The following is a 22,187-nucleotide window of genomic DNA, read 5'->3' as shown; positions in this document are numbered from 1 at the left end:
CGGAGGCTCGGAGAGCCGGAAGGCTCAGTTCTGCTGCTCGTCGCCACCCAGCCCGAGCTGATCGCGAGCGGCGTCGGCGCCCTGGTCGACGTAGCCGTCGACCTGGTCGGGCGTCCTCTCCTTGATCTTGTCGGTCACGGCCTCGGTGACCGCGTCCACCTGGTCCGGGTTCTCGCTGGCGAGATCCTTGGCCTTGTTCAGCGCGTCGTCGAACTTCATGGATGTCTCCTCCTGTCGAAGCACCGGCCTGACTGTGGCCGACGCCACCCACCGTAGGTCACGAAATGGTCTCGGACAACCGAAAGGGCCGGATCCGGCGTGTCCCGCATACTGAGGATCGACCCAGACCACGGCGGAAGGACCCGACGATGATGGACAAGAGCTCCCGGTGGGACCAGGTGCTGGCGATGCTCGCGCGGGACAAGCGCCTCGGCGTCAGCGAGGTCGCCCAGGAGCTCGGGATCAGCGAGTCGACGGTCCGCCGCGACTTCGTGGAGATGGAGCGCGCCCAGCTGGCCCGCCGCACCCACGGCGGCATCGTCGCGATCGACGTCGCCTACTCGCTGGCCATCAACGCCCGCGCCGGGGACCAGGCGGCCGACGCCCGCGAGCGGGTCTCGGACTTCGCCGCCGGGCTCGTCGAGCCCGGCCAGATCGTCGGCTTCAACGGCGGCCGCTCCACGACCGCGACGGCCCGCACCGTCGTCTCCCGCCCCGACATGGACTCCCGCGACGGCCGTCCGGGCCTGACCGTCGTCTGCGCGGCCCTGAACATCGCGATCGACGCGGTGCTGCGGCCCGCGATCCGCACCGTCGTCCTCGGCGGGGTCGCCGAGCCGCACTCCTTCGAGCTGACCGGGCCGCTGGCGACCGCGACGATGCGCGACCTGTGGCTGGACATCATGTTCGTGGGCATGATCGGCCTGGACGTGCAGGCCGGTCTGACCTGCCACTCCGATGCGGAGGCCGGGGTGACGCGGACGATGATCGGTCATTCCCGCCGCGTGGTGGGGCTGGCCACCGCCGACAAGATCGGCGAGCGGGCCATGGCCGGGATCTGCCCCATCGGCGCCCTGACCGACCTCGTGATCGCCGGGGAGCTGGACGAGGAGCTGCGCCGCCACCTCCAGGAGACCTCGGTGCGCCTGCACGAGGTCTGATCCGGCGCGTGCCGTACACCTCCCGCCGGCCACGGCACGCCTCCGGTCCCGGCGGCGCCCGGCCCGGTACCGTCGTGACCATGTGGAAGAAGCTGCGTTCGAGGAAGCGGACCGAGCCCGCGACGGAGCCCGTGCGCCAGGAGCGTCCGCGCAGCGCCGGCCCGGCGAAGACCCTCGAGACCCCGGGCGCCGGAGCCCCCGCCGGGACGCCGGCCGCGCCGGAGGACCAGGCCGCGCGCCCCGGGGGCGAGGCGCGCCCCGAGGGCGATGTCGAGTTCGCGGTGCGCCACCACACCGGGGCCGTGCACGCCGACGTCGCCCCCGAGCAGGACGAGGACGACCTCCCGCCCCGCCGATCGGACCTGGTGCCGCTGAGCCGCGCCGATCGCGTGGGCGACGCCCTGGACCGCTGGTCCCAGCAGATCGCCGGCACCACCCGCGCGACCTCCTTCCTCACCCACATGCGCGAGGGCGACCACGTCCTGGACCTCACCCACTCCCACCCCTCCGGCCTGGCGCAGCTGCTGGCCGGCCGCGGCCCCACCCGGCTGTCCTCCCTGGTGCGGGAGGTGGGGGCGCTGGCCGACGCGCGCGCCCACGCCCGGGCGATCCGCGAGACCGCCCAGCGGCAGGCGGAGGAGGTCGGCCTGACCACTTGCCACCTGGGCATCGGCGAGGCCACCTGGATCCCCGAGGACGGCGGCCGGCCGCTGCAGGCCCCCGTGCTGGTGCGACCCATCACCCTGCGCCTGCGGGGCAACGCCCGCGAGGACGTCGACCTCGACCTCGACGCCACCGTGGACCTCAACCCGGTGCTGCTGCGCGCCCTGCGCGAGGCGGGCGTCGCGGTGGACGCCCGCGCGCTGCTGGGCACGACCGACGGCGCCTACGGCTTCGACCCCAACCCGGTGCTGGACGCCTTCCGGGCCCTCGGCCAGCCGCTGCCCGGCTTCCGCGTCTCGCACGCGCTGGTCGTCGGCAACCTCATGGACGCCGCCGGCCCCCTGGCCGATGATCTCGCCGCGGATCGCCCCGAGTGGATCGACCACGACCTCGTCGCCGCGCTCGCGGGGGACCCCGACGCACGGCGGAAGCTCGCCGAGGCGGGATCGACCCCGCAGCCCGTGCCCGAGCACGAGCTCGTCGCCGCCGTCGACCCCGACCGCCACGAGGCCCTCGAGCACGTCCTGGGCGGCGCGCACCTGGCCCTGACCACCCCGCCCGGCGCGGAGGTCCTGGACCTCGTCGTCGACCTCGCCGCCGAGCTCAACGCCCGCGGCCGCAGCGTGCTGGTCGTCTCCCAGCGCCGCCGCCACCTCTCCCAGCTGAAGGCCGATGCCGGATCCCGGGGCCTCGGCGACCTGCTGTTCGACCTCTCCCCGGACCCGGCCCTGCAGCGCAACGCCTCCGCGGCGCTGCTGCAGAGCCTGCGGGGCGCCGGCTCCGTGCATCGGCCCATCGACGCCGAGGAGCCGCCGGAGCTCGTCCAGGCCCGGGAGACCCTCACCGGGCACGTCGAGGCGATGCACCGCGTGCAGGAGCCCTGGGGCGTCTCCGCCCACGACGCGCTGTCGGCGCTGGCCGCCCTCACCCGGCTGCGGCCCGCGCCCCGGACCGCCGTGCGCCTGGACGCCGAGGTCGCCTCCCGCATGGTCGGCGAGCAGCGGCAGGCCTTCGCCGACTCCCTCCGCGAGGCGGCCGCGGTCGGCCTGCTGAGCACCGGACCGGAGGACACCGCCTGGTTCGGCGCCTCCATCAGCTCCTCGACCCAGTCCGAGCGCGCCCTCGCGCTGGTGACGCGGCTGCGGGAGGACCTGGTGCCGGCGCTGCGCCGCGCCATCGCCGCGACCGGGTCGCAGATCGGCCTGCAGGACGCCCGCACCCTGAAGGACCTCGTGGCCCGGATCCGCCTGCTCGGACAGGTCCGGGAGGTGCTCGCCATGTTCCACGTCGACGTGTTCGACGCGCAGCTCGAGGACATGGTCGCCGCCACCGGCACCAAGCCCTGGCGCCAGGAGCACGGCATCGAGCTGCGCTGGCGCACCCGCCGTGCGCTGCGCCGCCGTGCGGCCTCCCTGCAGCGCCCCGCCTCTCTCGCCCCGGACCTCCACACCGCCCTGCGCGACATCCAGGTGGTCCGCGATCGCTGGCGGCGCGCGGCGGCGAATCCCGCCGCCGTGCCCTCGGTCCCCAAGACCCTCCCCGCCGCCGAGAACCTGGCCGAGACCCTGCAGTCCGTTGTCGACGAGCTGGACGTCCTGCTCGAGGGCACGCCGGAGGGCGCCGACCTCGCCGCGACCGACGTCGACGTGCTCGCCGAGCGGCTGGAGCGCCTGCACGCCGACCGCGAGGACCTCGAGCCGCTCCCGCGCCGCACCACCCTCGAGCGGCGGCTGCGCTTCGACGGGCTCGGCGATCTGGTCGAGGACCTGCGCGAGCGCCGCGTCGGCGCCGATGCCGTGGCCGCGGAGCTGGACCTCGCCTGGTGGCGCAGCGTCCTGGAGCTCATCGCGGGCGCGGAGCCCACCATCTCCCAGTACGACGGCACCTCGCTGTCGCAGGTCGCGGACCGCTTCCGTCGGCTGGACGTCGAGCACCTCGCCGGGTCCTCCTCGCGGGTGCGCGCCGCGAGCGACGACGTCCTCGTGGAGACCATGAAGGCCTTCCCGGACACCTCCCGCGCCGCGATCGCGGAGCTGGCCCGCTCGGCGACGGTCTCGGTGCGCGACCTCGCCGCGAAGTACGAGGACATCCTGTTCCGGGCCCGCCCCACCTGGCTCGCCTCCCCGTACCTCGTCCCGCAGATCGTCCCGCGGGGGCGGCACTTCGACGTCGTGATCATCGCCGACGGCGGCCGCCTGCCCACCGCCGCGGCGCTCAGCGCGATCGCCCGCGCCGAGCAGACCGTGGTCGTCGGCGACCCGCTGGAGTACTCGGGCCAGTCCGCGCCCGTGATCCTGGACGACATGCTGGCCGTGGCCACGCATCGGCCGCTGCGGCGCGACGCGCGCCCGGCGACCGAGGGCCTGCGCGCCTTCGCCCAGCGCCGCAGCCCCGTCCCCGGGATCCTCGCCGCTCCCAGCCCCTTCGGCATCGAGCCGGACCGGCTGGTCGTCGTCGAGGGCGGGACCGGGCCGGTGACCGCGGGCATGGAGTACGTCGAGAGCACCGAGGCGGAGCTGCGCCGGGTGACGGACCTCGTCATCGAGCATGCCCGCACGCGCCCCGAGCGCTCCCTGGCCGTGCTCACCCTCACCGCCGAGCACGCCCGCCGCGTCATGGAGCGGGTCATGCACACCGTCGCCGTGGTGCCGGACCTGCGGGCCTTCTTCGACGCCGGGGCCCGCGAGTACTTCACGGTGCTGCCGGCGGCGCAGGCCACCGGGGTCGTGCGCGATGACGTCATCGTGAGCATCGGCTTCGGCAAGACCCCCCACGGCCGCCTGCTGCACCGCTTCGGCCCGCTCTCCGAGCCCGCCGGCCGCAAGGCGCTGGCCTCCGTCATCACCCGTGCCCGCGGGCGCACGACGGTGGTCTCCTCGATCACCCCGGAGGACCTCGACCCGTCGCGGCTGCGCACCGACGGAGCCCGCGACCTCCGCTCCCTGCTGCGCGTGCTCGCCGGCCTGCCCGACGACCTCGTGCTGCCCGAGTCCGGCGCCGAGGCGCCCGTCGGCGTCGTGTCCGTCGACGCGGCGGCCGCCGCCGAGCAGCCCGCCCCCGCGGAGACCGACGAGGACCCCGCGGCGGACGAGCCGCAGGAGCTCACCGAGGAGGAGCTGGACGCCCAGATCGAGGCCGCGCTCGCCGCCGATGCCGCGGACGCGGAGCCCACCGACCCCGCGCCCGGACCGGATGCGGCCACGGACGGCGACGCCGACCCCGCCGCGGCGGCGGCCGCCGACGGGACCGAGCAGGCCGAGGCCCCCGCCGAGGCCGCCGCGCGCGAGGGCGACGACGCGGCCGCCGACGCCGCAGCAGCCGACGGCGCGGACGCCGAGCCGGAGCCCGGGGAGGATCCGCAGCCCGACCCCGCGGCGGAGCCGGCGCAGGCCGGCGCCCTCCCGACCGAGGCCGGGTCGGCACCGACCGCCCGCGCCCTGGAGACCGACGCCCTGCTCGGCGACCTCGCCGACCGCCTGTGGCGCCTGGGGCTGCACGTCGAGGCCGACTTCGGGCTCACCGAGGACCGGATCGAGCTGGCGCTCGGCCACCCCGAGCTGCCGGGCCGCTTCCTCGTCGCGGTGGACACCGACGGGGAGACCTACGTCGGCACCCGCAGCCAGCGCGAACGGGACCGGCTGCGCGCGGAGCGCCTGGAGGCCCTGGGCTGGGCGACCGAGCGCGTCTGGTCGTGGGCGCTGTTCATCGACCCCGACGGCGAGGCCGAGCGGATCCGCCGCGCCGTGGACCGGGCGCTCGCGCAGCTGCGCGCCGACGGGGAGCGCAGCGCCTCGGAGGGCGCCGCGACCATCCGGCACCGGCTGCCGCGGCCGCAGATCCCCGCGGGCCACCCCCTCTCGTTCTACGCGAGCGAGGACCTCGACCAGGTCGTCGAGTACATCTGCTCGGACGGACGGGCGCGGCTCGAGGAGCAGCTCGCCGCGGAGGTGCGCGGGTTCCTCGGCTTCGAGCAGCGCTCCGTGCTGCTGGACGTCTCCGTCTCCAGCGCGATCCGCCGCTTCCAGGAGCGCCAGTGAGCACGGGCCGCAAGGTCGTGATCTCCTCGGTCACCGGCAAGCCGATCCCCTGGGAGGACGAGGAGCCCGCCTCCGCGCCGGGCCGGAGCGCCCCGCTGTTCCCCGACCGGGTGGCCGAGGACGCCCCCGAGCCCGGGACCGACGAGAGCAACGACGCGCGCCTGGCGCAGGACGTCCCGCCCCACTGGGGCACCGGCGCCTGAGGCGCCCCGCGCTGCCGCGCTGCCGCGCCGGCGCCCGGGGGCCGGGCGTGATCTCGTGCGCAGGCGCGGGCAGGGCGCGCCGCCGCGGGCCCGTCGGCCGTAGTGTGAGGTCATGGACGAAGCCACCACCGAAGCACCGGACCTCAGCGCGCTCTCCCTCGTGATGGTGGGCGCCGGGAACATGGGAGGGGCCTTCCTCACGGCCGCCCTGTCCGCCGGGGTCCGCGCCGAGAACGCCCTGATCGTGAACTCCTCGCCCGAGTCCTCGCAGCGCGCCGCCGCCGCGCTCGGCGCGAGCGCCGGGACCCTCGAGGACGTGGCCCGCGCCGACGTCCTCGTGCTCGGCATCAAGCCGTACCAGGTCGACGCCGTGCTGCCGGGGGTGCGCGAGCACCTCGAGGCGCGCACCCTGGTGATCTCCCTGGCCGCCGGCGTCTCCCTCGAGCGCCTGGCCGCGCTACTGCCCGGCCACGAGCGGCTGACCCGCGCCATGCCGAACACGCCGATGGCCATCGGCGAGGGCGTCACCGCCCTCATGCACGCCGACGCGGTCCCGGCGGCCCAGCGGGAGCTGGCCCGGGCCCTGCTGGCCACCTCCGGGGTCGTCGAGGAGGTGCGGGAGGACCAGGTGCATGCCGTGATCGGCGCCGCCGGCAGCGCCCCCGCCTTCGTCTTCTACATCCTCGAGGCGATGATCGACGAGGCGGTGCGCCAGGGCCTCACCCGCGATCTCGCCACGCGCATGGTGGAGCAGACCGTCCGCGGCGCCGCGACGCTGGTGATGGAGTCCGGGGACCACCCGGCGCTCGCCCGGGCCGCGGTGTGCAGCCCCGGCGGGACCACCGCCGAGGGCGTCGCCGCCCTCGACCGTGCCGGCGTCCGCGCCGGCATCGCCGCGGCCATGGACGCCGCGGCCGCCAAGTCCCGCGCCATGACCGGCGCCTGAGCGAGAGCCCGAGACCCATGACCTTCCGCGACCAGCCCGGCAGCCGCATCGTCGGCACCGGCTTCCACCAGCCCGAGCGCGTCCTCACCAACGAGGAGCTCGAGGCGATGGTCGAGACCAGCGACGCCTGGATCCGTCAGCGCACCGGCATCGTCACCCGCCGCATCGCGGGGGAGGCGGACACCGTCGCCAGCATGGCGATCGCGGCGGGCCGCAACGCCCTGGCCGATGCCGGCATCGACCCGCGCGAGGTCACCCAGGTGATCGTGGCGACCTGCTCGAACGAGGAGCGCTCGCCCAGCGCCGCCGGCCGCGTGGCCGAGGCCCTCGGCATGGCCGGCCCCGTCGCCTTCGAGGTCAACGCCGCCTGCTCCGGCTTCGAGCACGCCCTGGCGGTGGCCGACCAGTCGATCCGCTGCGGCAGCTCCACCACCAGCCTCGTGATCGGGGCGGAGAAGCTCTCCGGCGTCACCGACTACACCGACCGCACCACCTGCATCCTGGTGGGGGACGGGGCGGGCGCCGCGGTGCTGCGCCCCGCGGAGTCCGCCGGGCTCTCTCCCGTGCTGTGGGGGACCGAGCCGGATCTCGCCGATGCGGTGCGCATCTCCCCGCCCAGCGGGAACTTCTCCCAGGACGGGCGCAAGGTCCTCGGCTGGGGGCTGCGCCAGGCGCCCCAGATCGCGAAGAAGGTCGTCGCCGCCGCCGGTCTCGAGATGTCGGACATCGACGCGTTCGTCCCGCACCAGGCCAACCTGCGGATGATCGAGCCGCTGGCCGCCGCGCTGGGCCTTCGCGAGGACGCCGTGGTCGCCGACGACGTGATCGTCTCCGGCAACACCTCGGCCGCGACCATCCCGCTGGCCCTGGCCAAGCTGCGCGCCGAGGGGCGCGTGCGCTCGGGCGACACCGCGCTGCTGCTGGGCTTCGGCGGCGGGTTCAGCTGGGCCGGACAGGTCGTCGACCTGCCCTGAGCGATCCCGGGCGACCGGCTCAGGGCCGGTTGGAGAACCGCTCGATGAGCTCGGTGTGCCCCGAGACGATGAGCAGGTCGTGGGGCGTGACCATCGTCTTGGGGGTCGCGTAGGTGAAGTCGCGGCCCGGCGACTTCACGCCCACCACGGTCACCCCGTACTTCGCCCGGATGTCGGACTCCTCGAGGGTGTAGCCCTGGGTCTCGCGCGGCGGGTGCATCTTCACGATCGCGAAGCCGTCGTCGAACTCGATGTAGTCGATCAGTCGCCCGTTGACCAGGTGCGCGACCCGCTGGCCGGCATCGGCCTCCGGGAAGACGACGTGGTGGGCGCCGATGCGCTCGAGGATCTTGCCGTGCGCGGTGCTGATGGCCTTCGCCCAGATCACCGGCTTGCCGAGGTCCACGAGGTTCGCGGTGATGAGCACGCTGTCCTCGAGGGAGGAGCCCACGCCGACCACGGCGACGGCGAAGTCCGCCGCGCCCACCTGCAGCAGGGCGTCCATCTGGGTGGCATCGGCCTCGACCACGTGGGTGAGGCGGCCGGAGAACTCCTGGACGAGGTCGCGGCGGGTGTCCATGGCCAGCACGTCCGTGCCGAGCTTCTCGAGGGTCTCGGCGAGGGCCGCTCCGAAGCGGCCCAGGCCGATCACGAGCACTCCGCTGCGTCCGACGCTGCGATCTCCCACGCGTCCTCCTCCTGGTTCGGCGTCCCGGTCCGGCATCCTGCGGGGCGCCGGACCGGCTCTCTCTCGCAGGGAACCGTACACCGCGCCGGGACGTCGCAGCGCCGGGACGGCGGCCGCGGGCGCCGCCCCGGGGCCCGGCGAGGGGATCAGCCGACGATCGGCCTCTCCTCGGGCAGGCGCACGCGGCGTGCCCGGGAGCGCAGCGCGAGGGCCGCGCCGAGGGACATCGGCCCGATGCGGCCGACGTACATGCACACGATGAGCACGTACTTCGCCGAGGTCGGGAGGTCGGCGGTGATGCCCATGGACAGCCCGACGGTGCCGAACGCCGAGAGGGACTCGAAGAGCACCTCGTCCAGCTCGAAGCTGGTCAGGCGCAGCATGACGAAGGTGGCCACGAACACCACCGCGGCGCTCATGAACAGCACGCCGATGGCCTGGCGGATGGTCTCCTGCGGGATGCTGCGGCCGAACACCTCGACGTCGCGGTCGCCGCGGGCCTCCGCCACCAGCGCGAGGATCAGCAGGGCGAAGGTGGTCACCTTGATGCCGCCGCCGGTGGATCCGGAGCCGCCGCCGATGAACATCAGCAGGTCCGTGAACAGGAGCGTGTCGTCGTTCAGGGCGCCGATGTCGATCGTGGACAGCCCGCCGGATCTCGGCATCACCGCGGCGAAGACCGAGGCGAGGATCTTCGTGCCCACGTCGTGCGGGCCCAGCGTCGCGGGGTTGGACCACTCCATCACCAGGTAGCCCAGGAAGCCGGCGCCGAACAGGATGCCCGAGGTCGACAGGGTCAGCTTGGCGTGCAGGGACCAGCGCCGCGGGGTGCGCCACCGCGCCACCAGCACCAGGATCACGGGGAATCCCAGGGAGCCGACGAACACGGCCAGGGCCACCGGGATCCCGAAGGACGGGTCGGCGACGTACTGGGCGGTGCCGGCGGCCTCCGGCACGAAGCCGCCGTTGTTGAAGGCGCTGATGGCGTAGAACATGCCCAGGAAGATCGACTCGCCCACCGGGTGGTCCGTGGCGAGCATGAACGGCGCCAGCGCCAGGAAGGTCAGCAGCTCGAAGGACGTCGAGGTGATCACGATGGTCCGCAGCACGCTGCCGACCTCGGCGAGCTTCTCGGCCTTGGTCTCGGAGGCGGTGATGACGCGCTGGGCCAGGCCCATCTGCCGCATCACGGACAGCCCCAGCAGGGAGGCGAGGGTCAGCACGCCGAGCCCGCCGACCTTCATCGACACCATGATCACCGTGAGTCCGAAGGTGGACCAGTGGGTGCCGGTGTCGAGGGTGACCAGCCCGGTCACGGTGGTCGCGGAGACCGCCGTGAACAGCGCGTCCACGAAGGGGGTGCGGGTGCCCTCGACCGTCGCGATGGGCAGGGAGAGCAGGGCGGTGAACACGCCGATGATCGCGGTGAACACGAGCAGGGCCAGGCGCGAGGAGGAGGATCGGGCGGCGCTGCCGACCATCCGGCGCACCCGGTCCTGGAAGGCGTCCAGGGCGCGCAGGACCACGGCGCGCGACGGCACGACCGGATCGTCCTGGCTCATGTCCCTCGCTTCCCTCGTTCCCTCCGTGCTCCGCGCGAAGTCTACGGCGGTCCGGCAGCGGGCAGGTCCAGGACGGGCCGCGGCGGGCGAGGTCCGCAGCACGACGTGGGTAGGCTCACCGCATGAGTGCTCTCGAGCCGATCGACCGACCCGGCGACGCCGCGGGGCGGGGGACGCCGGCCCCCGCCGGGACCGCGGGCGTGGTGTGGGATCCCTCCCTCCTGGCCTACGACTTCGGGCCGATGCACCCGATGGCGCCGATCCGGCTGCACCTGACCGCGCTGCTCGCCCGCACCGCGGGACTGCTGGACCGGCCCGGGGTGCAGCTGATCGCCCCGCAGGTGGCCGAGGACGCCCAGCTCGCCCTCGTGCACGAGCCGGAGTACCTCGAGGCGGTGCGTCGGGCCTCACGCCCGGAGGAGCTGTCCTCCCGCGACGAGCTGATCGCCTTCGGCATCGGCGGGGACGACGTGCCCGCCTTCGCGGGGATGCACGAGGCGAGCGCCCGCATCGTCGGCGGCACCCTCGCCGCGGTCGATGCGATCCGCGCCGGCACGGTGCGCCGTGCCGTGAACTTCGCCGGCGGCATGCACCATGCGAAGCCCTCCCGGGCCGCGGGCTTCTGCGTGTACAACGACGCGGCGGTCGCGATCGCCCATGCCCTCGCGCAGGGGGAGGAGCGGGTGCTCTACGTCGACCTCGACGTCCACCACGGCGACGGGGTGGAGCTGGCCCTGTGGGACGAGCCGCGGGCGGTCACCCTCTCGGTCCACGAGTCCGGGGAGCATCTCTTCCCCGGCACCGGCTTCGTCCAGGACGCCGGCGGTCCCGGCGCCCCGGGCAGCGCCATCAACGTCCCCCTGCCGCCGCGCACCGACGCGAGCGGCTGGCTGCGCGCCATCGAGGCGGTGCTGCCGCCGCTGGTCGCGGCGATCCGCCCGACGCTGCTGGTCACCCAGCACGGGGCGGACACGCACCGCGTGGATCCGCTCGCGGATCTCCGGGTCACGCTCGAGGCGCAGCGCGAGGCGATGATCCTGCTGCGAGACCTCGCCGATGAGCACACCCAGGGCCGGTGGCTCTCCCTGGGCGGGGGCGGCTACTCGGTGATCGACGTGGTGCCGCGCTCCTGGGCGCATCTGCTGGCCGTGGTCACCGGCGAGCCGCTGGATCCGCAGGATCCGCTGCCGGCCGCGTATCTCGAGGGATCCCGCGAGCTGCTGGGGCCGATGGGCATGGCCGAGCTGCGCCGCGGCGAGCACTTCGGCGACGGCGTGCCGCTGGCCCGGCGGCCGTGGTCGGCCGGCTACGACCCCGAGGACGCCGTGGACCGGGCCGTGCAGGCGGCCCGCCGCGGGGCCTTCCCCGAATGGGGGCTGGACCCCTACCTCGACTGACTCGCCCCGGTCCCGCGCGCGGCCCTGACACAATGGCGCCATGATCCACGCCCCGGGGCCGGAACCCGACACGGCCGCCCTCGACGCCCTCGCGGAGCACCTGCGCGGGGTGCGCCTGCCCTTCCCCGTGGACGGGGCGCAGGAGGGCCGCGAGGAGGTCGCCGCCGCGCTCACCCAGCTGGCCGATCATGTGCGCCCCCGCCTGGAGGCCCTGGACGCGCCGCTGCTGGTGGTGATCGGCGGCTCGACCGGCGCCGGCAAGTCGACCCTCGTCAACGCCCTGGTGGGCCGCCCGGTCAGCCGCGCCGGGGCGATCCGCCCCACGACCCGCCGGCCGGTGCTGCTGCACCATCCGGAGGACGCCGCCTGGTTCGAGGGCTCGCGCATCCTGCCGGGCCTGGCCCGCGTCCGCGCCGACGAGCCCGCCCCCGCGACCCCGGACGGCGCCGACGACCTCGCCGCGACGAGCCTGTCCCTGCACGCGACCACCGCCATCGGCCGCGGGCTCGCCCTGCTGGACGCGCCCGACATCGACTCGGTCGCCGCCGGCAACCGGGAGCTGGCCCGGCAGCTGCTGCGCGCCGCGGACCTGTGGCTGTTCGTCACCACCGCCAACCGCTACGCCGACGCCGTCCCGTGGGAGGTGCTGCGCACCGCCTCCTCCCGCGACGTGACCGTCGCCGTCGTGATGAACCGGATCCCCCCGCGCCCCGGGGTCGCCGAGGAGCTGGCGGAGGACCTGCGCGGCCTGCTGGCCCGCGACGGCCTGGAGGACTCCCGCCTGTTCCTCGTGGAGGAGTCCGCGGTGGATCCCGAGGGGATGATCCCGCCGGCGGCGATCGCCGAGATCCGCGGCTTCGTCACCGAGCTCGCGCGGGACGCGGGCTCGCGCGCCGTGATCGCCCGGCGCACCCTCGCCGGGGCCATCGCCTCGCTGGGGCGCTCGGCCGATGCGGTCGCCGGCCGCGTCGGGGAGCAGGAGGAGCAGCGCGAGCGGCTGCGCGCGGACGTGGCGAGCTCCTTCGCCCAGGCCCGCGAGCGGATCGACGAGGTCATGGGCGACGGCTCCCTGCTGCGCGGGGAGGTCCTCGCCCGCTGGCAGGACGTGGTCGGCACGGGGGAGTTCTTCCGCGGGGTCGAGACCTTCGTGGGGCGGATGCGCGACGGGCTGGCCCGGATGCTGCGCAGCGAGCCGGCCCCCGCCGTCGCCGCCGAGAACGCCCTGGAGACCGGGCTCGTGCAGGTCGTCGTCGACGAGGCCGGCCGCGCCGCCGAGCAGGTCGAGGCGACCTGGCGCACCAGCGCCTCCGGGCGGCTGCTCACGCAGGGCCAGGACCTCTCCCGGCTGCCGGAGGGGTTCGCGAAGGAGGCCTCCGCCGCGGTGCGCGCCTGGCAGGGGGACGTGCTCGACCTGGTACGCGAGGAGGGCGCGGACCGCCGCACGAAGGCCCGCGTGCTCTCCCTGGGGGTGAACGCCGTGGGCGTCGCGCTGATGGTGGTGGTCTTCGCCTCGACCGCCTTCATCCCCACCGGGCTGGAGATCGGCACCGGCGCGGCCACCGCGGTGATCGGCCAGAAGCTGCTGGAGACGATCTTCGGGGACGAGGCCGTGCGCCGCCTGGCCCGGATCGCTCGCGCGCGCCTCGCCGAGCGGCTCGACGCCCTGGTCGCCTCCCGTGCGCAGGCGTTCCACGAGCGCCTGGAGACCTTCGGCGCCGGCACCGATGCGGAGCAGCTGCACGAGGACGCCCGGGCCCTAGCGGCCCTCGCCGCCCAGGTCGCCGCGCCGCCGCCGGACGCCGCCCCTTCGGAGACCGTGCCCTCGGATGCCGCGCCCTCGGAGGCCGCGCCCTCGGACGCCGCCCTCTCGGAGGCCGCGCCCTCGGATGCCGCGCCGGCGGTCCGCGACACCCCCGAGGACCCGGCATGAGCCGCCGCCGCGATGCCGTGGGCCTGTCCGAGCGCGCCGCCGCCCTCGAGCGCGCCGCCCGCAGCCTCGCGCAGATCGCCCCCGATCCCGTGCTGGACCGCGCCCACGAGGTGCTCGGACGGCTCGAGGACCGCCGCGCGCTCTCGGCCGAGCACACCGTCGTCGGGTTCTTCGGCGCCACCGGATCCGGAAAGTCCTCCCTGGTCAACGCCCTCGTGGGCCGCGAGATCACGCGGGCCGCGGTGCGCCGGCCGACCACGGCCGTCCCCGTCGCCGCGGTCCTCGGCGAGGAGGGATCCGACGCCCTGCTGGACTGGCTCGGCGTCGCCGACCGCCATGTCCTGGACGGCAGCGGCGCCCTCACGGACGGCGATCCCGCGGCCGGAGGCATGATCCTGCTGGACCTGCCCGACCTCGACTCCGTCGAGCGCGGCAACCGCGAGATCGCCGAGCGGATGACCGGGCTCGTGGACGTCATCGTCTGGGTCACCGACCCCCAGAAGTACGCCGACGACGTCCTCCACCACGACTTCGTGGCGCCCTTCGCGGGGCACGACGCCGTGACGTTCGCGGTGCTGAACCAGATCGACCTGGTGCGGGAGGGGGAGCGGGACGCGGTGCTGGCGAGCCTGGGCTCCCTGCTGCGCCGCGACGGGCTCGAGCGCGCCCCCGTGGTGGGCGTCTCCGCGCAGACCGGCGAGGGCCTGGAGACGCTGCGCGCCCAGCTCGTCGAGATCGCGCGCGGGCACGAGGCGATCACCCTGCGCCGCCGCGCCGACGTCCGCGAGGCCGCGCTCGGTCTGCGCGAGGCCGCGGACCCGGCAGGCCTGCCCTCCGCGGTGCGACCCGCCGACGCGGCCGCGCTCGCCGCCGATCTGGCGGTGGCCGCGCGCATCGAGCCCGTCGCCCGGGCCGTCGGCGCCTCCTACCGCTATCGCGCCGCCGGGCATGTGGGCTGGCCCGTGCTGCGCTGGATGCGCCGCTTCCGGGCCGATCCGCTGGTGCGCCTGCGGATCGGCCAGGGCGCGGGGGCCGGCGGCGGCACCTCCGGCGCCCGCAGCGGCCGGGCCGGCGGCCGAGGTGCGGACGCCTCGGACGAGGCGCTCGCCCGGACGTCCCTGCCCCGCGCCGACGCCGCTGCCCGCGCCCAGGCCTCCGCCGGGCTGCGGCGCCTGGCCGACGCCTCCTCCCGCGGCGGCACCGATCCGTGGCGGGCCGCCGTACGTCGGACGGCCCGCTCGCACGAGGAGGATCTGCCCGATGCGCTGGACCAGGTCGTCGCCGGCGCCGATCTGCGGGCCCGCAGCACCGGGTGGTGGTGGCCGGTGCTCGGCGTGCTGCAGTGGCTCGCCCTGGCGACCTGGGTGATCGGTCTGGGATGGCTGGCCCTGAACGCGGGCCTGGCCTTCCTGGGCATCCCGCCGCCGCCGATGCCGATGATCGAGGACCTCTGGATCCCGATCCCGCTGCCCACGGCGATGATCGTGCTGGGCGTGGCCGTGGGGATCCTGCTGGCGGTGGCCGGCTCCGGGATCGCCGCCGCTGTCGGCGCCTGGCACCGGGGCAGGGCGCGCCGGGTGCTGCGCGCCCGGGTCCGCGCCACCGCCCAGGAGCTCGTCGTCGACCCGGTGGACGACCTGCTCTCGCGGGCCTCCGCGACGGGTGCGGACCTCGACGTGGCATGCGGCACCCGCCGGTAGAGGCACAGCACGGCCCGTGTAGAATGAGCGGTCGACTGTGGCACGGGCTTCGGCAGCGTGCGTCCGATCAGCACCATAGGCAGGCACCGTGCCTGCAGAACTGAGGCATCGATGGGTTCTGTCATCAAGAAGCGTCGCAAGCGCATGGCGAAGAAGAAGCACCGCAAGCTGCTTCGCAAGACGCGCCACCAGCGTCGCAACAAGAAGTGACCTCGAGCCCCCGGGACGGCACCGCCGACCGGGGGCCTCGTGCATCCGGGGCGGGCCGCGGCGCCGCAGGCCCTCAGCGCCCCAGCCAGCGCCTCCAGAAGGGGCGCGGGGCCAGCGCCGCGCGCAGCGCGGCGGCGTCGACCTCGTAGCGCGCGTGCACGGCTCCGTCGACGACGACGACCGGCACATGATCGTTCCAGTCCGCCGTGAGCTCGCCCTCCGCGTCGATGTCGCGGACCTCGACCGTGGTGCCGGCGCGGCGGGCCTCCTGCTGGACCCGCGGCAGGGCGACCTCGCACAGGTGGCATCCTGCGCGCGTCAGGTACAGCACGCGGGCGTCGGTCCGGGCAGGGGGAGGGGTCGGGGTGCTCACCTCGGCAGGGTACCCGCGTCCGGCCGGCGCGAGCGGGGCGCGCGGACGCGAGAAGGCCCCGGGAGCATGTGCTCCCGGGGCCTTCTCGCGCCGTCGGGCGCGCGGTCGGCGAGGACTCAGGCGGCCGTCGGCGCCACGAACTCGGACTCGATGGAGATGCGCACCTCGTCGGAGACCAGCACTCCGCCGGCCTCGAGGGCGGCGTTCCAGGTCAGGCCGAACTCCTTGCGGGAGATCTTGGTCTCGCCGGTGAAGCCCGCGCGGTAGGTGCCGAAGGGATCGGTCGCGGTGCCCTCGTAGGAGAAGTCCAGGGTCACGGACTTGGTCACGTCGCGGATGGTCAGGTCGCCCACCAGCGAGTCGCCGCGGACCTCGGTGGAGACGAAGCGGATCTCGGGGAAGGTCTCGGCGTCGAAGAAGTCGGCCGAGCGCAGGTGGTTGTCGCGATCGGGGTTGCCGGTGGTGATCGAGGCGACCTTCAGCACGGCCTCGAAGCGCAGCTCGGAGGCGCCCTCGCCGACGACGAGGGTGCCCTCGACCTCGCCGAACTGGCCGCGGGCCTTGGAGATGCCGGCGTGGCGCACGGTGAAGCCCGCCGCGGTGTGGGCGGGGTCCAGGGTCCAGGTGCCGGGGGTGAGTCCGTCGAATGCAGTCATGGGATGCTCCTTCGATGATGGTGCGGATCGGGTGGCCCAGCGGACTCGCCAAGCCGTTGCTTGAAAGCTAAACTATAAATCGGCCCGATGCAACGGTCGGTCCGGGATGAAGGGTGGGATGTGATGGCGACCACAGACGCGATGGTAGGACATGGCGCGGCCGAGGGGCAGGGTGCCCCCGACGGCCAGGGCGCGCGCGAGCAGCAGGAGCCCCGGTGGCTCAGCGCCGAGGAGCAGGTCGCCTGGCGCGGCTTCCTGTACGGCGTCAACCTCCTGTGGGAGCGGCTCGGGGACGCCCTCGAGCAGGACCCGCGGATCGACCTGACGATGGGCGAGTACGAGATCCTCGTCCGGCTGTCCGAGGCGCCCGAGCGCCGCATCCGCATGTCCGACCTCGCCGACCAGGTCGTCCACTCCCGCAGCCGCCTCACCCACACGGTCGCGCGGCTCGAGAAGCGCGGCATCGTCGAGCGGGTGCGCTGCGTGGCCGACGGCCGCGGGCGGGAGGCGCGGCTGACCGACGCGGGCATGGATCTGCTGCGCAGCGCCGCCCCGGTGCACGTCGCGTCCGTGCGCGCGCACCTGGTCGACGTCATCGGCCGCGAGGACCTCCTCGAGCTGGGCCGGATCTTCGCCAAGACCCTTCCGGAGGGGGCTCCCGTGAGGCTCGGCACCCCGCCAGAGAATTCCTAGCTCCGCTTGGTACCGTGAGCCGGCCCCGAAGCAGTCGAGGAGCCCTGCCGATGAGGAGCACAGGCGCATGAGCACGACGACCGTCCACCTGGTCCGCCACGGCGAGGTGCACAACCCGGAGAAGGTCCTGTACGGACGGCTCCCCGGGTACCGCCTGTCCGATCGCGGCCAGCAGATGGCGCAGCGCGTGGGGGAGCACCTCGCTCCGGCGGACGTCGCCCTCGTGCGCGCCTCCCCGCTGCTGCGGGCGCAGCAGACGGCCGCCCCCATCGCCGCCGCCCATGATCTCCCCGTCGAGGCCGACCAGCGCCTCATCGAGTCCGGCAACGTCTTCGAGGGACACCGCATGGGCCACGGCGCGGCGCGGTTCCAGGACCCCCGCAACTGGCGCCACTTCGCCAACCCCTTCCGCCCTTCCTGGGGCGAGCCCTTCCGCGACCAGGTCGCCCGGGTGATGGAGAGCATCCACGACGCCCGGGACCGCGCCGAGGGGCGCGAGGCCGTGCTCGTCCTGCACCAGCTGCCGATCTGGCTGATCCGCCGCAGCGCCGAGGGCAGGCCGCTGTGGCACCACCCGGGCCGCCGCGAGTGCAGCCTGTGCTCCGTGACCAGCCTGCACTTCGTCGGCCCGCACCTGTCCGAGGTGAGCTACGCCGAGCCCGCGGCCGCGCTGCTGGACGGGGCCGTCGACGCCACCGGCGGGAAGCTCGCATGAGCGCGCGCCCCTCCCGCAGCCTGCGCCTCGCGCGCTCCGGCAGCCCCGCGATCACCCGCCGCACCGCGCTGTCCGCGGCGGGCGCCGCCGGCGGGGCCCTGCTGCTGGCCGCCTGCGGCACCGACACCTCCGGCCGCTACGACTCCGGCTACGTCGCCGGGGACGGCGTGACCGCGGAGATCCCCGCCGACGAGCGCGGCGAGCCCCTGGAGTTCTCCGGCACCACCTACGACGGCGAGGCGTTCTCCAGCGTCGACGCCCGCGGCGAGGTGCTCGTGCTGAACGTCTGGTACGCCTCCTGCCCTCCGTGCCGCGCCGAGGCGCCCGACCTCAAGGCCATCGCCGAGGAGTACGCCGACCAGGGCGTGCGCTTCCTCGGCGTGAACGTGCGCGACGAGGCCGGGCCCGCGCAGGCCTTCGAGGAGAAGTACCAGATCCCCTACCCCTCCCTCCCGGACCTCGACGCGACGATCCTGTACGCGCTGCGCGGCTCCGTGGCCCCCAACGCCGTGCCCTCGACCCTCGTGATCGACGTCGAGGGCCGCGTGGCGGCCCGCATCTCCGGAGCCGCGGACCCCTCGGTGCTGCGCACCATGATCGACACGGTCCTGGCCGAATGAGGCTGGACACCATCGGAGAGGCCTTCGGGGCGACGGTCCTCGGCGGATCGCTGTGGCTGGCGATCGCCGTGGCCGCCGCCGCGGGCCTGGTCGCCTTCCTCTCGCCCTGCGTGCTGCCCGTCGTCCCCGGCTACCTGGGCTACGTCTCGGGCCTGGGCACCCAGGGCGTCGCCGGCTCCGGCGGGTCCGGGAAGGTCGGCGCCGTCGCCGGGCCGAGCGCCACGGCGCGCCCCGACCCCTCCCGCATGCTCCTGGGCAGCCTCCTGTTCGTCGCCGGGTTCGCGGCGGTGTTCATGGCCCTCGGCGGCTTCGTCGGGGCCCTGGGCCACCTGCTGCAGGCCCACCAGGTGTGGGTCAACCGCGTCAGCGGCGTGCTGGTGATCCTCATGGGACTGGTCTTCCTCGGCGTCTTCCCCTCCCTCACCGCGCAGAAGCGGATCTCCCGCCGGCCCGATGCGGGGCTGTGGGGCGCGCCGCTGATGGGCATCGTCTTCGGGCTGTCCTGGACGCCGTGCATCGGCCCGACCTACGCGGCCGTGGTCGCCCTCAGCCTCGACGGCGGCTCCGCGCTGCGCGGCGCCGTGCTGGCGCTGGCGTACTCGCTGGGCCTGGGGATCCCCTTCGTGCTGTTCGCCCTGCTGTTCCAGCGGGCGCTCGGCGCCAGCCGCGCCCTGGCGCGCCACCGCCGGTCCATCGGCCTGGTCAGCGCCGCCCTGCTGATCGCGATCGGGGTGCTGCTGCTGACGGGGCAGTGGAGCACATGGATGTCGACCCTGCAGGTCGCCATCGCCGGGTTCGAGCCGGTGGTGTGATGGACGCGCAGGAGGACGGGACGACGGTGGGAACGCAGAGCGAGGACCAGGACGCGGCCGCGGAGCGCGGCCCGGACGGCGGCGAGCAGACCGCCCGGGCGAGGACCCCGGGTCCCGGCCGGGCCGGAGCGGCAGAGGACTTCACCTCGGGCCGCGACGCCCCGCCGGCGATGCCGAAGCTCGGCCTGCGCGGCACGGCGCTGTTCCTGTGGCGGCAGCTCACGAGCATGCAGACGGCCCTGGTGCTGCTCATGCTGCTCGCGATCGCCGCCGTGCCCGGGTCGCTGTACCCCCAGCGCAACGTCAACCCCGGCGAGACCGAGGCCTACCTGGCCGAGAACGGCAAGCTCGCCGAGATCCTGGACACCCTGGGCCTGTTCGACGTGTACTCCTCGCCGTGGTTCAGCGCGATCTACCTGCTGCTGTTCATCTCGCTCATCGGATGCGTGATCCCGCGGGCCCTGGTCCACCTGCGCCACCTGCGCGCCGCGCCGCCGCGCACCCCGGCGAAGCTGGGCCGCTTCGTCGGCCATACCCGGGTGCAGCTGCCCGGGGTCGATGCCGACGAGCTCGTCGAGCGCGCCCGGGCGGATCTGCGCGGGCGCCGCTACCGGACCGTCGTGCAGGAGGAGAAGCGCGCGCGGTCGGTGAGCTCGGAGCGCGGCTACCTGCGCGAGACCGGCAACCTGATCTTCCACATCGCGCTGCTGGGCGTCCTGATCGGCGTGGCGGGCGGGCACCTGACCCAGTACCGCGGGCAGATCACCGTGGTCGAGGGGGAGGGGTTCTCCAACTCCCTCACCCAGTACGACTCCTTCGACCCGGGGCCCTGGTTCGATGCCTCGCACCTGCCCGAGTTCCGCTTCACCCTGGACGAGTTCCGCGCCGAGTACTCCACCAGCACCAACGAGCACCAGTTCGGCCAGCCCACCCTGTTCGAGGCCGACATGACCGTGACCACGCCGGACACGGGCACCGCGGAGCAGACCGTGCGGGTGAACCAGCCGCTCGAGGTCCCCGGCGCGAGCCTGTACCTGCTGGGCAACGGCTACGCCCCGGAGATCACGCTGCGCGACGCCGAGGGCGCCGTGGTCGCCGAAGGGCCGCTGATCACGATCCCGATGGGCGACATGGGCTACACCAGCCAGCTCGTCCTCAAGGCGCCCGACGCCCAGCCCGAGCAGATGGCCGTGGTCGGGTTCTTCCTGCCCACCGGGGAGATCGACGAGTCCGGGCCCCATTCCCAGTTCCCCGCCCTGATCGACCCGCAGCTCGCGCTGACGGTGTACACCGGCGACCTCGGGCTGGATGCCGGGGTCCCGCAGAACGCCTACCAGATCGACGTCTCCAGCCTCGAGCCCGTGACGGGCGAGGACGGCAGCCCCGTGCTGATCCGCCTGTACCCGGGCCAGGAGTACGCCCTCGAGGACGGCTCGACGCTGTCCTTCGACGGCGTGCGCCGCTACGCGGCCTTCGACATCAAGCACGACCCCTTCCAGAAGTTCACGCTGGTGATGGCGCTGTCCGCCGCCGGCGGGCTGATCCTGTCGCTGTTCGTGCCGCGCCGCCGTGTGTGGGTGCGGGTGAGACCGGACGCCGATGGTGCGATCCTGGAGGTGGCCGGCCTCGCACGCAGCGAGGACCCCCGACTGGATGAGGACGTGCGCGAACTCGCCGCACGCCTCGCCGCCCCCGCGCCGCCGGCGCCCACGTCAAGGAGCAGGAAATCGTGAACGAGCAGCTCGCGGAGGTGTCCAACCTCCTGATCGTCGTCGCGATCGTGGTGTACATCCTCGGTCTCATCGGATTCTCCGCGGATCTCGCGGCCGCCTCGCAGCGCCGCAGCGATCAGCGCCTCGCGCAGAAGCAGCTGGTCGGGGCCGCGTCGGCAGCGGTCCCGGAGGCCGGCGGCGGGGTCTTCCCGTCGGCCGGAGCAGGGGACGGGGGCGGCGCCCCGGCGCCGCGCACGATGAGCGCGCTGACCTTCGCCTACGGCATGACGGGCGTCGCGGTGCTGCTGCACCTGGCCGGCATCGTGCTGCGCGGGGTCGTCACCCAGCGCGTGCCGTGGGCGAACATGTACGAGTTCTCCATGAGCGGCGCCGCGGTCGTCGTGCTCATGTTCCTCATCTTCTCGATCCGCCGCGGGGACCTGCGCCTGCTGGGTACCTTCGTGATCCTGCCGGTCCTGATCGTCATGCTCGTCGCACAGACCTTCTGGATCGTCCCGGCCGCCACCCTCACCCCGAGCCTGCAGAACTCCCACTGGCTGGTCATCCACGTGATCATCGCGGTGCTGTCCAGCGGCCTGTTCGGCCTCGGCGCGCTCGTCGCCGTGCTGCAGCTGATCCAGTCCCGCTACGAGGCGGCGCGCGCCGGGCTGGGGGCCGCGGGGGCGTCCGATGCCCCGGCCGCGCAGGCCGAGGGCCAGGACGCGGGCGCCGGTGCCCCGGTCTGGGGCCGTGTCGGCTCGGTGCTGGACCGGCTGCCCGGGGCCAAGCCCCTCGAGGCCCTCAGCTACCGCATCCACGCGGTCGCCTTCGTCGGCTGGACCTTCACCCTGATCTTCGGCGCGATCTGGGCCAACCAGGCGTGGGGCCGCTTCTGGAACTGGGATCCCAAGGAGGTGTGGACCTTCATCACCTGGGTCGTCTACGCCTGCTACCTGCACGCCCGGGCGACCCGCGGCTTCCGCGGCAACAAGGCCGCCTGGTTCGCCCTGGCCGGCTTCGTCTGCGTCATCTTCAACTACACCGTCGTCAACACGGTCATCAACGGTCTGCACTCGTACTCGGGTCTGTGACCGGCTGCTCGACTCCGTGACCGGCTGCTCGGGTCTGTGACCGGC

Annotated in this window: 20 protein-coding genes; 15 read left to right on the top strand and 5 right to left on the bottom strand. The window is 74.4% G+C overall.

The window, feature by feature from the left end; genetic code table 11:
- Nucleotides 1–24: 24 nt before the first annotated feature.
- Nucleotides 25–219, bottom strand: a complete 195-nt coding sequence (locus ABD234_RS08820) for an antitoxin (protein WP_344355311.1) — start codon at nucleotides 217–219, stop codon at nucleotides 25–27.
- 149 nt (nucleotides 220–368) lie between these two features.
- Between ABD234_RS08820 and ABD234_RS08815 the strand changes: the two genes are divergently transcribed.
- The 5 genes from ABD234_RS08815 (at nucleotide 369) to ABD234_RS08795 (ending at nucleotide 7,983) form a co-directional block, all read left to right on the top strand.
- Nucleotides 369–1,160 (top strand): DeoR/GlpR family DNA-binding transcription regulator, encoded by a 792-nt coding sequence (locus tag ABD234_RS08815; protein ID WP_051486597.1) that lies wholly within the window; start codon nucleotides 369–371, stop codon nucleotides 1,158–1,160.
- Between the two features lie 80 nt (nucleotides 1,161–1,240).
- Nucleotides 1,241–5,860, top strand: a complete 4,620-nt coding sequence (locus ABD234_RS08810) for a DUF4011 domain-containing protein (protein WP_344355309.1) — start codon at nucleotides 1,241–1,243, stop codon at nucleotides 5,858–5,860.
- Nucleotides 5,857–6,063, top strand: coding sequence for a hypothetical protein (locus tag ABD234_RS08805; RefSeq protein WP_038371276.1), 207 nt, complete (start codon nucleotides 5,857–5,859; stop codon nucleotides 6,061–6,063). The genes ABD234_RS08810 and ABD234_RS08805 overlap by 4 nt, the downstream gene beginning before the upstream one ends.
- A 112-nt stretch (nucleotides 6,064–6,175) precedes the next feature.
- Nucleotides 6,176–7,009 carry a pyrroline-5-carboxylate reductase gene (gene proC, locus ABD234_RS08800; protein WP_344355304.1) on the top strand — a complete coding sequence of 278 codons (834 nt, stop codon included), beginning with the start codon at nucleotides 6,176–6,178 and terminating at the stop codon, nucleotides 7,007–7,009.
- Nucleotides 7,010–7,026: 17 nt separating this feature from the next.
- Nucleotides 7,027–7,983: a beta-ketoacyl-ACP synthase III gene (locus tag ABD234_RS08795; protein ID WP_038371277.1), complete on the top strand. Its 957-nt coding sequence runs from the start codon at nucleotides 7,027–7,029 to the stop codon at nucleotides 7,981–7,983.
- Between the two features lie 19 nt (nucleotides 7,984–8,002).
- Here the strand turns inward: ABD234_RS08795 and ABD234_RS08790 are convergent, their stop codons facing one another.
- A complete protein-coding gene (locus tag ABD234_RS08790; protein WP_051486599.1) occupies nucleotides 8,003–8,707 on the bottom strand; it encodes a potassium channel family protein in 705 nt (234 codons plus the stop codon).
- A 110-nt stretch (nucleotides 8,708–8,817) separates the two neighbouring features.
- Nucleotides 8,818–10,152: a TrkH family potassium uptake protein gene (locus ABD234_RS08785; protein WP_051486617.1), complete on the bottom strand. Its 1,335-nt coding sequence runs from the start codon at nucleotides 10,150–10,152 to the stop codon at nucleotides 8,818–8,820.
- Between the two features lie 203 nt (nucleotides 10,153–10,355).
- Between ABD234_RS08785 and ABD234_RS08780 the strand changes: the two genes are divergently transcribed.
- From ABD234_RS08780 to ABD234_RS08765, 4 genes are all read left to right on the top strand, one after another.
- Nucleotides 10,356–11,630, top strand: a complete 1,275-nt coding sequence (locus ABD234_RS08780) for an acetoin utilization protein AcuC (RefSeq protein WP_084148309.1) — start codon at nucleotides 10,356–10,358, stop codon at nucleotides 11,628–11,630.
- Nucleotides 11,631–11,670: 40 nt separating this feature from the next.
- Nucleotides 11,671–13,560, top strand: coding sequence for a dynamin family protein (locus ABD234_RS08775; RefSeq protein WP_156954056.1), 1,890 nt, complete (start codon nucleotides 11,671–11,673; stop codon nucleotides 13,558–13,560).
- A complete protein-coding gene (locus ABD234_RS08770) occupies nucleotides 13,557–15,260 on the top strand; it encodes a GTPase (RefSeq protein ID WP_038371279.1) in 1,704 nt (567 codons plus the stop codon). Before ABD234_RS08775 ends, ABD234_RS08770 begins: the two co-directional genes overlap by 4 nt.
- A 111-nt stretch (nucleotides 15,261–15,371) precedes the next feature.
- Nucleotides 15,372–15,470, top strand: coding sequence for a 30S ribosomal protein bS22 (locus tag ABD234_RS08765; RefSeq protein ID WP_003792170.1), 99 nt, complete (start codon nucleotides 15,372–15,374; stop codon nucleotides 15,468–15,470).
- A gap of 73 nt (nucleotides 15,471–15,543) precedes the next feature.
- Here ABD234_RS08765 and ABD234_RS08760 read toward each other — a convergent pair whose 3' ends face one another.
- Together ABD234_RS08760 and ABD234_RS08755 are read right to left on the bottom strand one after the other, a co-directional pair.
- Nucleotides 15,544–15,843, bottom strand: a complete 300-nt coding sequence (locus ABD234_RS08760; RefSeq protein ID WP_038371280.1) for a glutaredoxin family protein — start codon at nucleotides 15,841–15,843, stop codon at nucleotides 15,544–15,546.
- Between the two features lie 116 nt (nucleotides 15,844–15,959).
- The gene (locus ABD234_RS08755; RefSeq protein ID WP_038371281.1) at nucleotides 15,960–16,499 is read right to left on the bottom strand and encodes a YceI family protein; all 540 of its coding nucleotides are present in this window, start codon (nucleotides 16,497–16,499) and stop codon (nucleotides 15,960–15,962) included.
- Nucleotides 16,500–16,622: 123 nt separating this feature from the next.
- Between ABD234_RS08755 and ABD234_RS08750 the strand changes: the two genes are divergently transcribed.
- The 6 genes from ABD234_RS08750 to ccsB all read left to right on the top strand — a co-directional run bounded on the left by ABD234_RS08750 (nucleotide 16,623) and on the right by ccsB (nucleotide 22,142).
- Nucleotides 16,623–17,192 (top strand): MarR family winged helix-turn-helix transcriptional regulator, encoded by a 570-nt coding sequence (locus ABD234_RS08750; RefSeq protein ID WP_232226214.1) that lies wholly within the window; start codon nucleotides 16,623–16,625, stop codon nucleotides 17,190–17,192.
- A gap of 67 nt (nucleotides 17,193–17,259) precedes the next feature.
- On the top strand, nucleotides 17,260–17,907 hold the full coding sequence (locus tag ABD234_RS08745) for a histidine phosphatase family protein (RefSeq protein WP_038371282.1): 648 nt from the start codon (nucleotides 17,260–17,262) through the stop codon (nucleotides 17,905–17,907).
- Nucleotides 17,904–18,527, top strand: coding sequence for a TlpA family protein disulfide reductase (locus ABD234_RS08740; protein WP_051486600.1), 624 nt, complete (start codon nucleotides 17,904–17,906; stop codon nucleotides 18,525–18,527). Before ABD234_RS08745 ends, ABD234_RS08740 begins: the two co-directional genes overlap by 4 nt.
- The gene (locus ABD234_RS08735) at nucleotides 18,524–19,339 is read left to right on the top strand and encodes a cytochrome c biogenesis CcdA family protein (RefSeq protein WP_198025365.1); all 816 of its coding nucleotides are present in this window, start codon (nucleotides 18,524–18,526) and stop codon (nucleotides 19,337–19,339) included. The genes ABD234_RS08740 and ABD234_RS08735 overlap by 4 nt, the downstream gene beginning before the upstream one ends.
- Before the next feature lie 26 nt (nucleotides 19,340–19,365).
- A complete protein-coding gene (resB, locus tag ABD234_RS08730) occupies nucleotides 19,366–21,072 on the top strand; it encodes a cytochrome c biogenesis protein ResB (RefSeq protein WP_332248907.1) in 1,707 nt (568 codons plus the stop codon).
- Nucleotides 21,066–22,142, top strand: coding sequence for a c-type cytochrome biogenesis protein CcsB (ccsB, locus tag ABD234_RS08725; RefSeq protein WP_038371283.1), 1,077 nt, complete (start codon nucleotides 21,066–21,068; stop codon nucleotides 22,140–22,142). Before resB ends, ccsB begins: the two co-directional genes overlap by 7 nt.
- Nucleotides 22,143–22,187: the final 45 nt, after the last annotated feature.

Origin of the sequence: Brachybacterium phenoliresistens (assembly GCF_039530785.1) — a bacterium.
Lineage (GTDB): Bacteria > Actinomycetota > Actinomycetes > Actinomycetales > Dermabacteraceae > Brachybacterium > Brachybacterium phenoliresistens.
Note: the sequence above shows the minus strand (reverse complement) of the source record. Positions and strands in the feature narration are given on the sequence as shown.

Bases quoted from the DNA above. Each gene is read 5' to 3' on its own strand.
- ABD234_RS08815 (WP_051486597.1), top strand. From the start codon at position 369: ATGATGGACAAGAGCTCCCGGTGGGACCAGGTGCTGGCGATGCTCGCG.
- ABD234_RS08775 (WP_156954056.1), top strand. From the start codon at position 11,671: ATGATCCACGCCCCGGGGCCGGAACCCGACACGGCCGCCCTCGACGCC.
- ABD234_RS08740 (WP_051486600.1), top strand. From the start codon at position 17,904: ATGAGCGCGCGCCCCTCCCGCAGCCTGCGCCTCGCGCGCTCCGGCAGC.
- ABD234_RS08790 (WP_051486599.1), bottom strand. From the start codon at position 8,707: ATGCCGGACCGGGACGCCGAACCAGGAGGAGGACGCGTGGGAGATCGC.
- ABD234_RS08765 (WP_003792170.1), top strand. From the start codon at position 15,372: ATGGGTTCTGTCATCAAGAAGCGTCGCAAGCGCATGGCGAAGAAGAAG.
- ABD234_RS08755 (WP_038371281.1), bottom strand. From the start codon at position 16,499: ATGACTGCATTCGACGGACTCACCCCCGGCACCTGGACCCTGGACCCC.
- ABD234_RS08735 (WP_198025365.1), top strand. From the start codon at position 18,524: ATGAGGCTGGACACCATCGGAGAGGCCTTCGGGGCGACGGTCCTCGGC.
- ABD234_RS08810 (WP_344355309.1), top strand. From the start codon at position 1,241: ATGTGGAAGAAGCTGCGTTCGAGGAAGCGGACCGAGCCCGCGACGGAG.
- ABD234_RS08795 (WP_038371277.1), top strand. From the start codon at position 7,027: ATGACCTTCCGCGACCAGCCCGGCAGCCGCATCGTCGGCACCGGCTTC.
- ABD234_RS08750 (WP_232226214.1), top strand. From the start codon at position 16,623: ATGGCGACCACAGACGCGATGGTAGGACATGGCGCGGCCGAGGGGCAG.
- ABD234_RS08745 (WP_038371282.1), top strand. From the start codon at position 17,260: ATGAGCACGACGACCGTCCACCTGGTCCGCCACGGCGAGGTGCACAAC.
- ABD234_RS08820 (WP_344355311.1), bottom strand. From the start codon at position 219: ATGAAGTTCGACGACGCGCTGAACAAGGCCAAGGATCTCGCCAGCGAG.
- proC (WP_344355304.1), top strand. From the start codon at position 6,176: ATGGACGAAGCCACCACCGAAGCACCGGACCTCAGCGCGCTCTCCCTC.
- ABD234_RS08770 (WP_038371279.1), top strand. From the start codon at position 13,557: ATGAGCCGCCGCCGCGATGCCGTGGGCCTGTCCGAGCGCGCCGCCGCC.
- ABD234_RS08785 (WP_051486617.1), bottom strand. From the start codon at position 10,152: ATGGTCGGCAGCGCCGCCCGATCCTCCTCCTCGCGCCTGGCCCTGCTC.
- ABD234_RS08780 (WP_084148309.1), top strand. From the start codon at position 10,356: ATGAGTGCTCTCGAGCCGATCGACCGACCCGGCGACGCCGCGGGGCGG.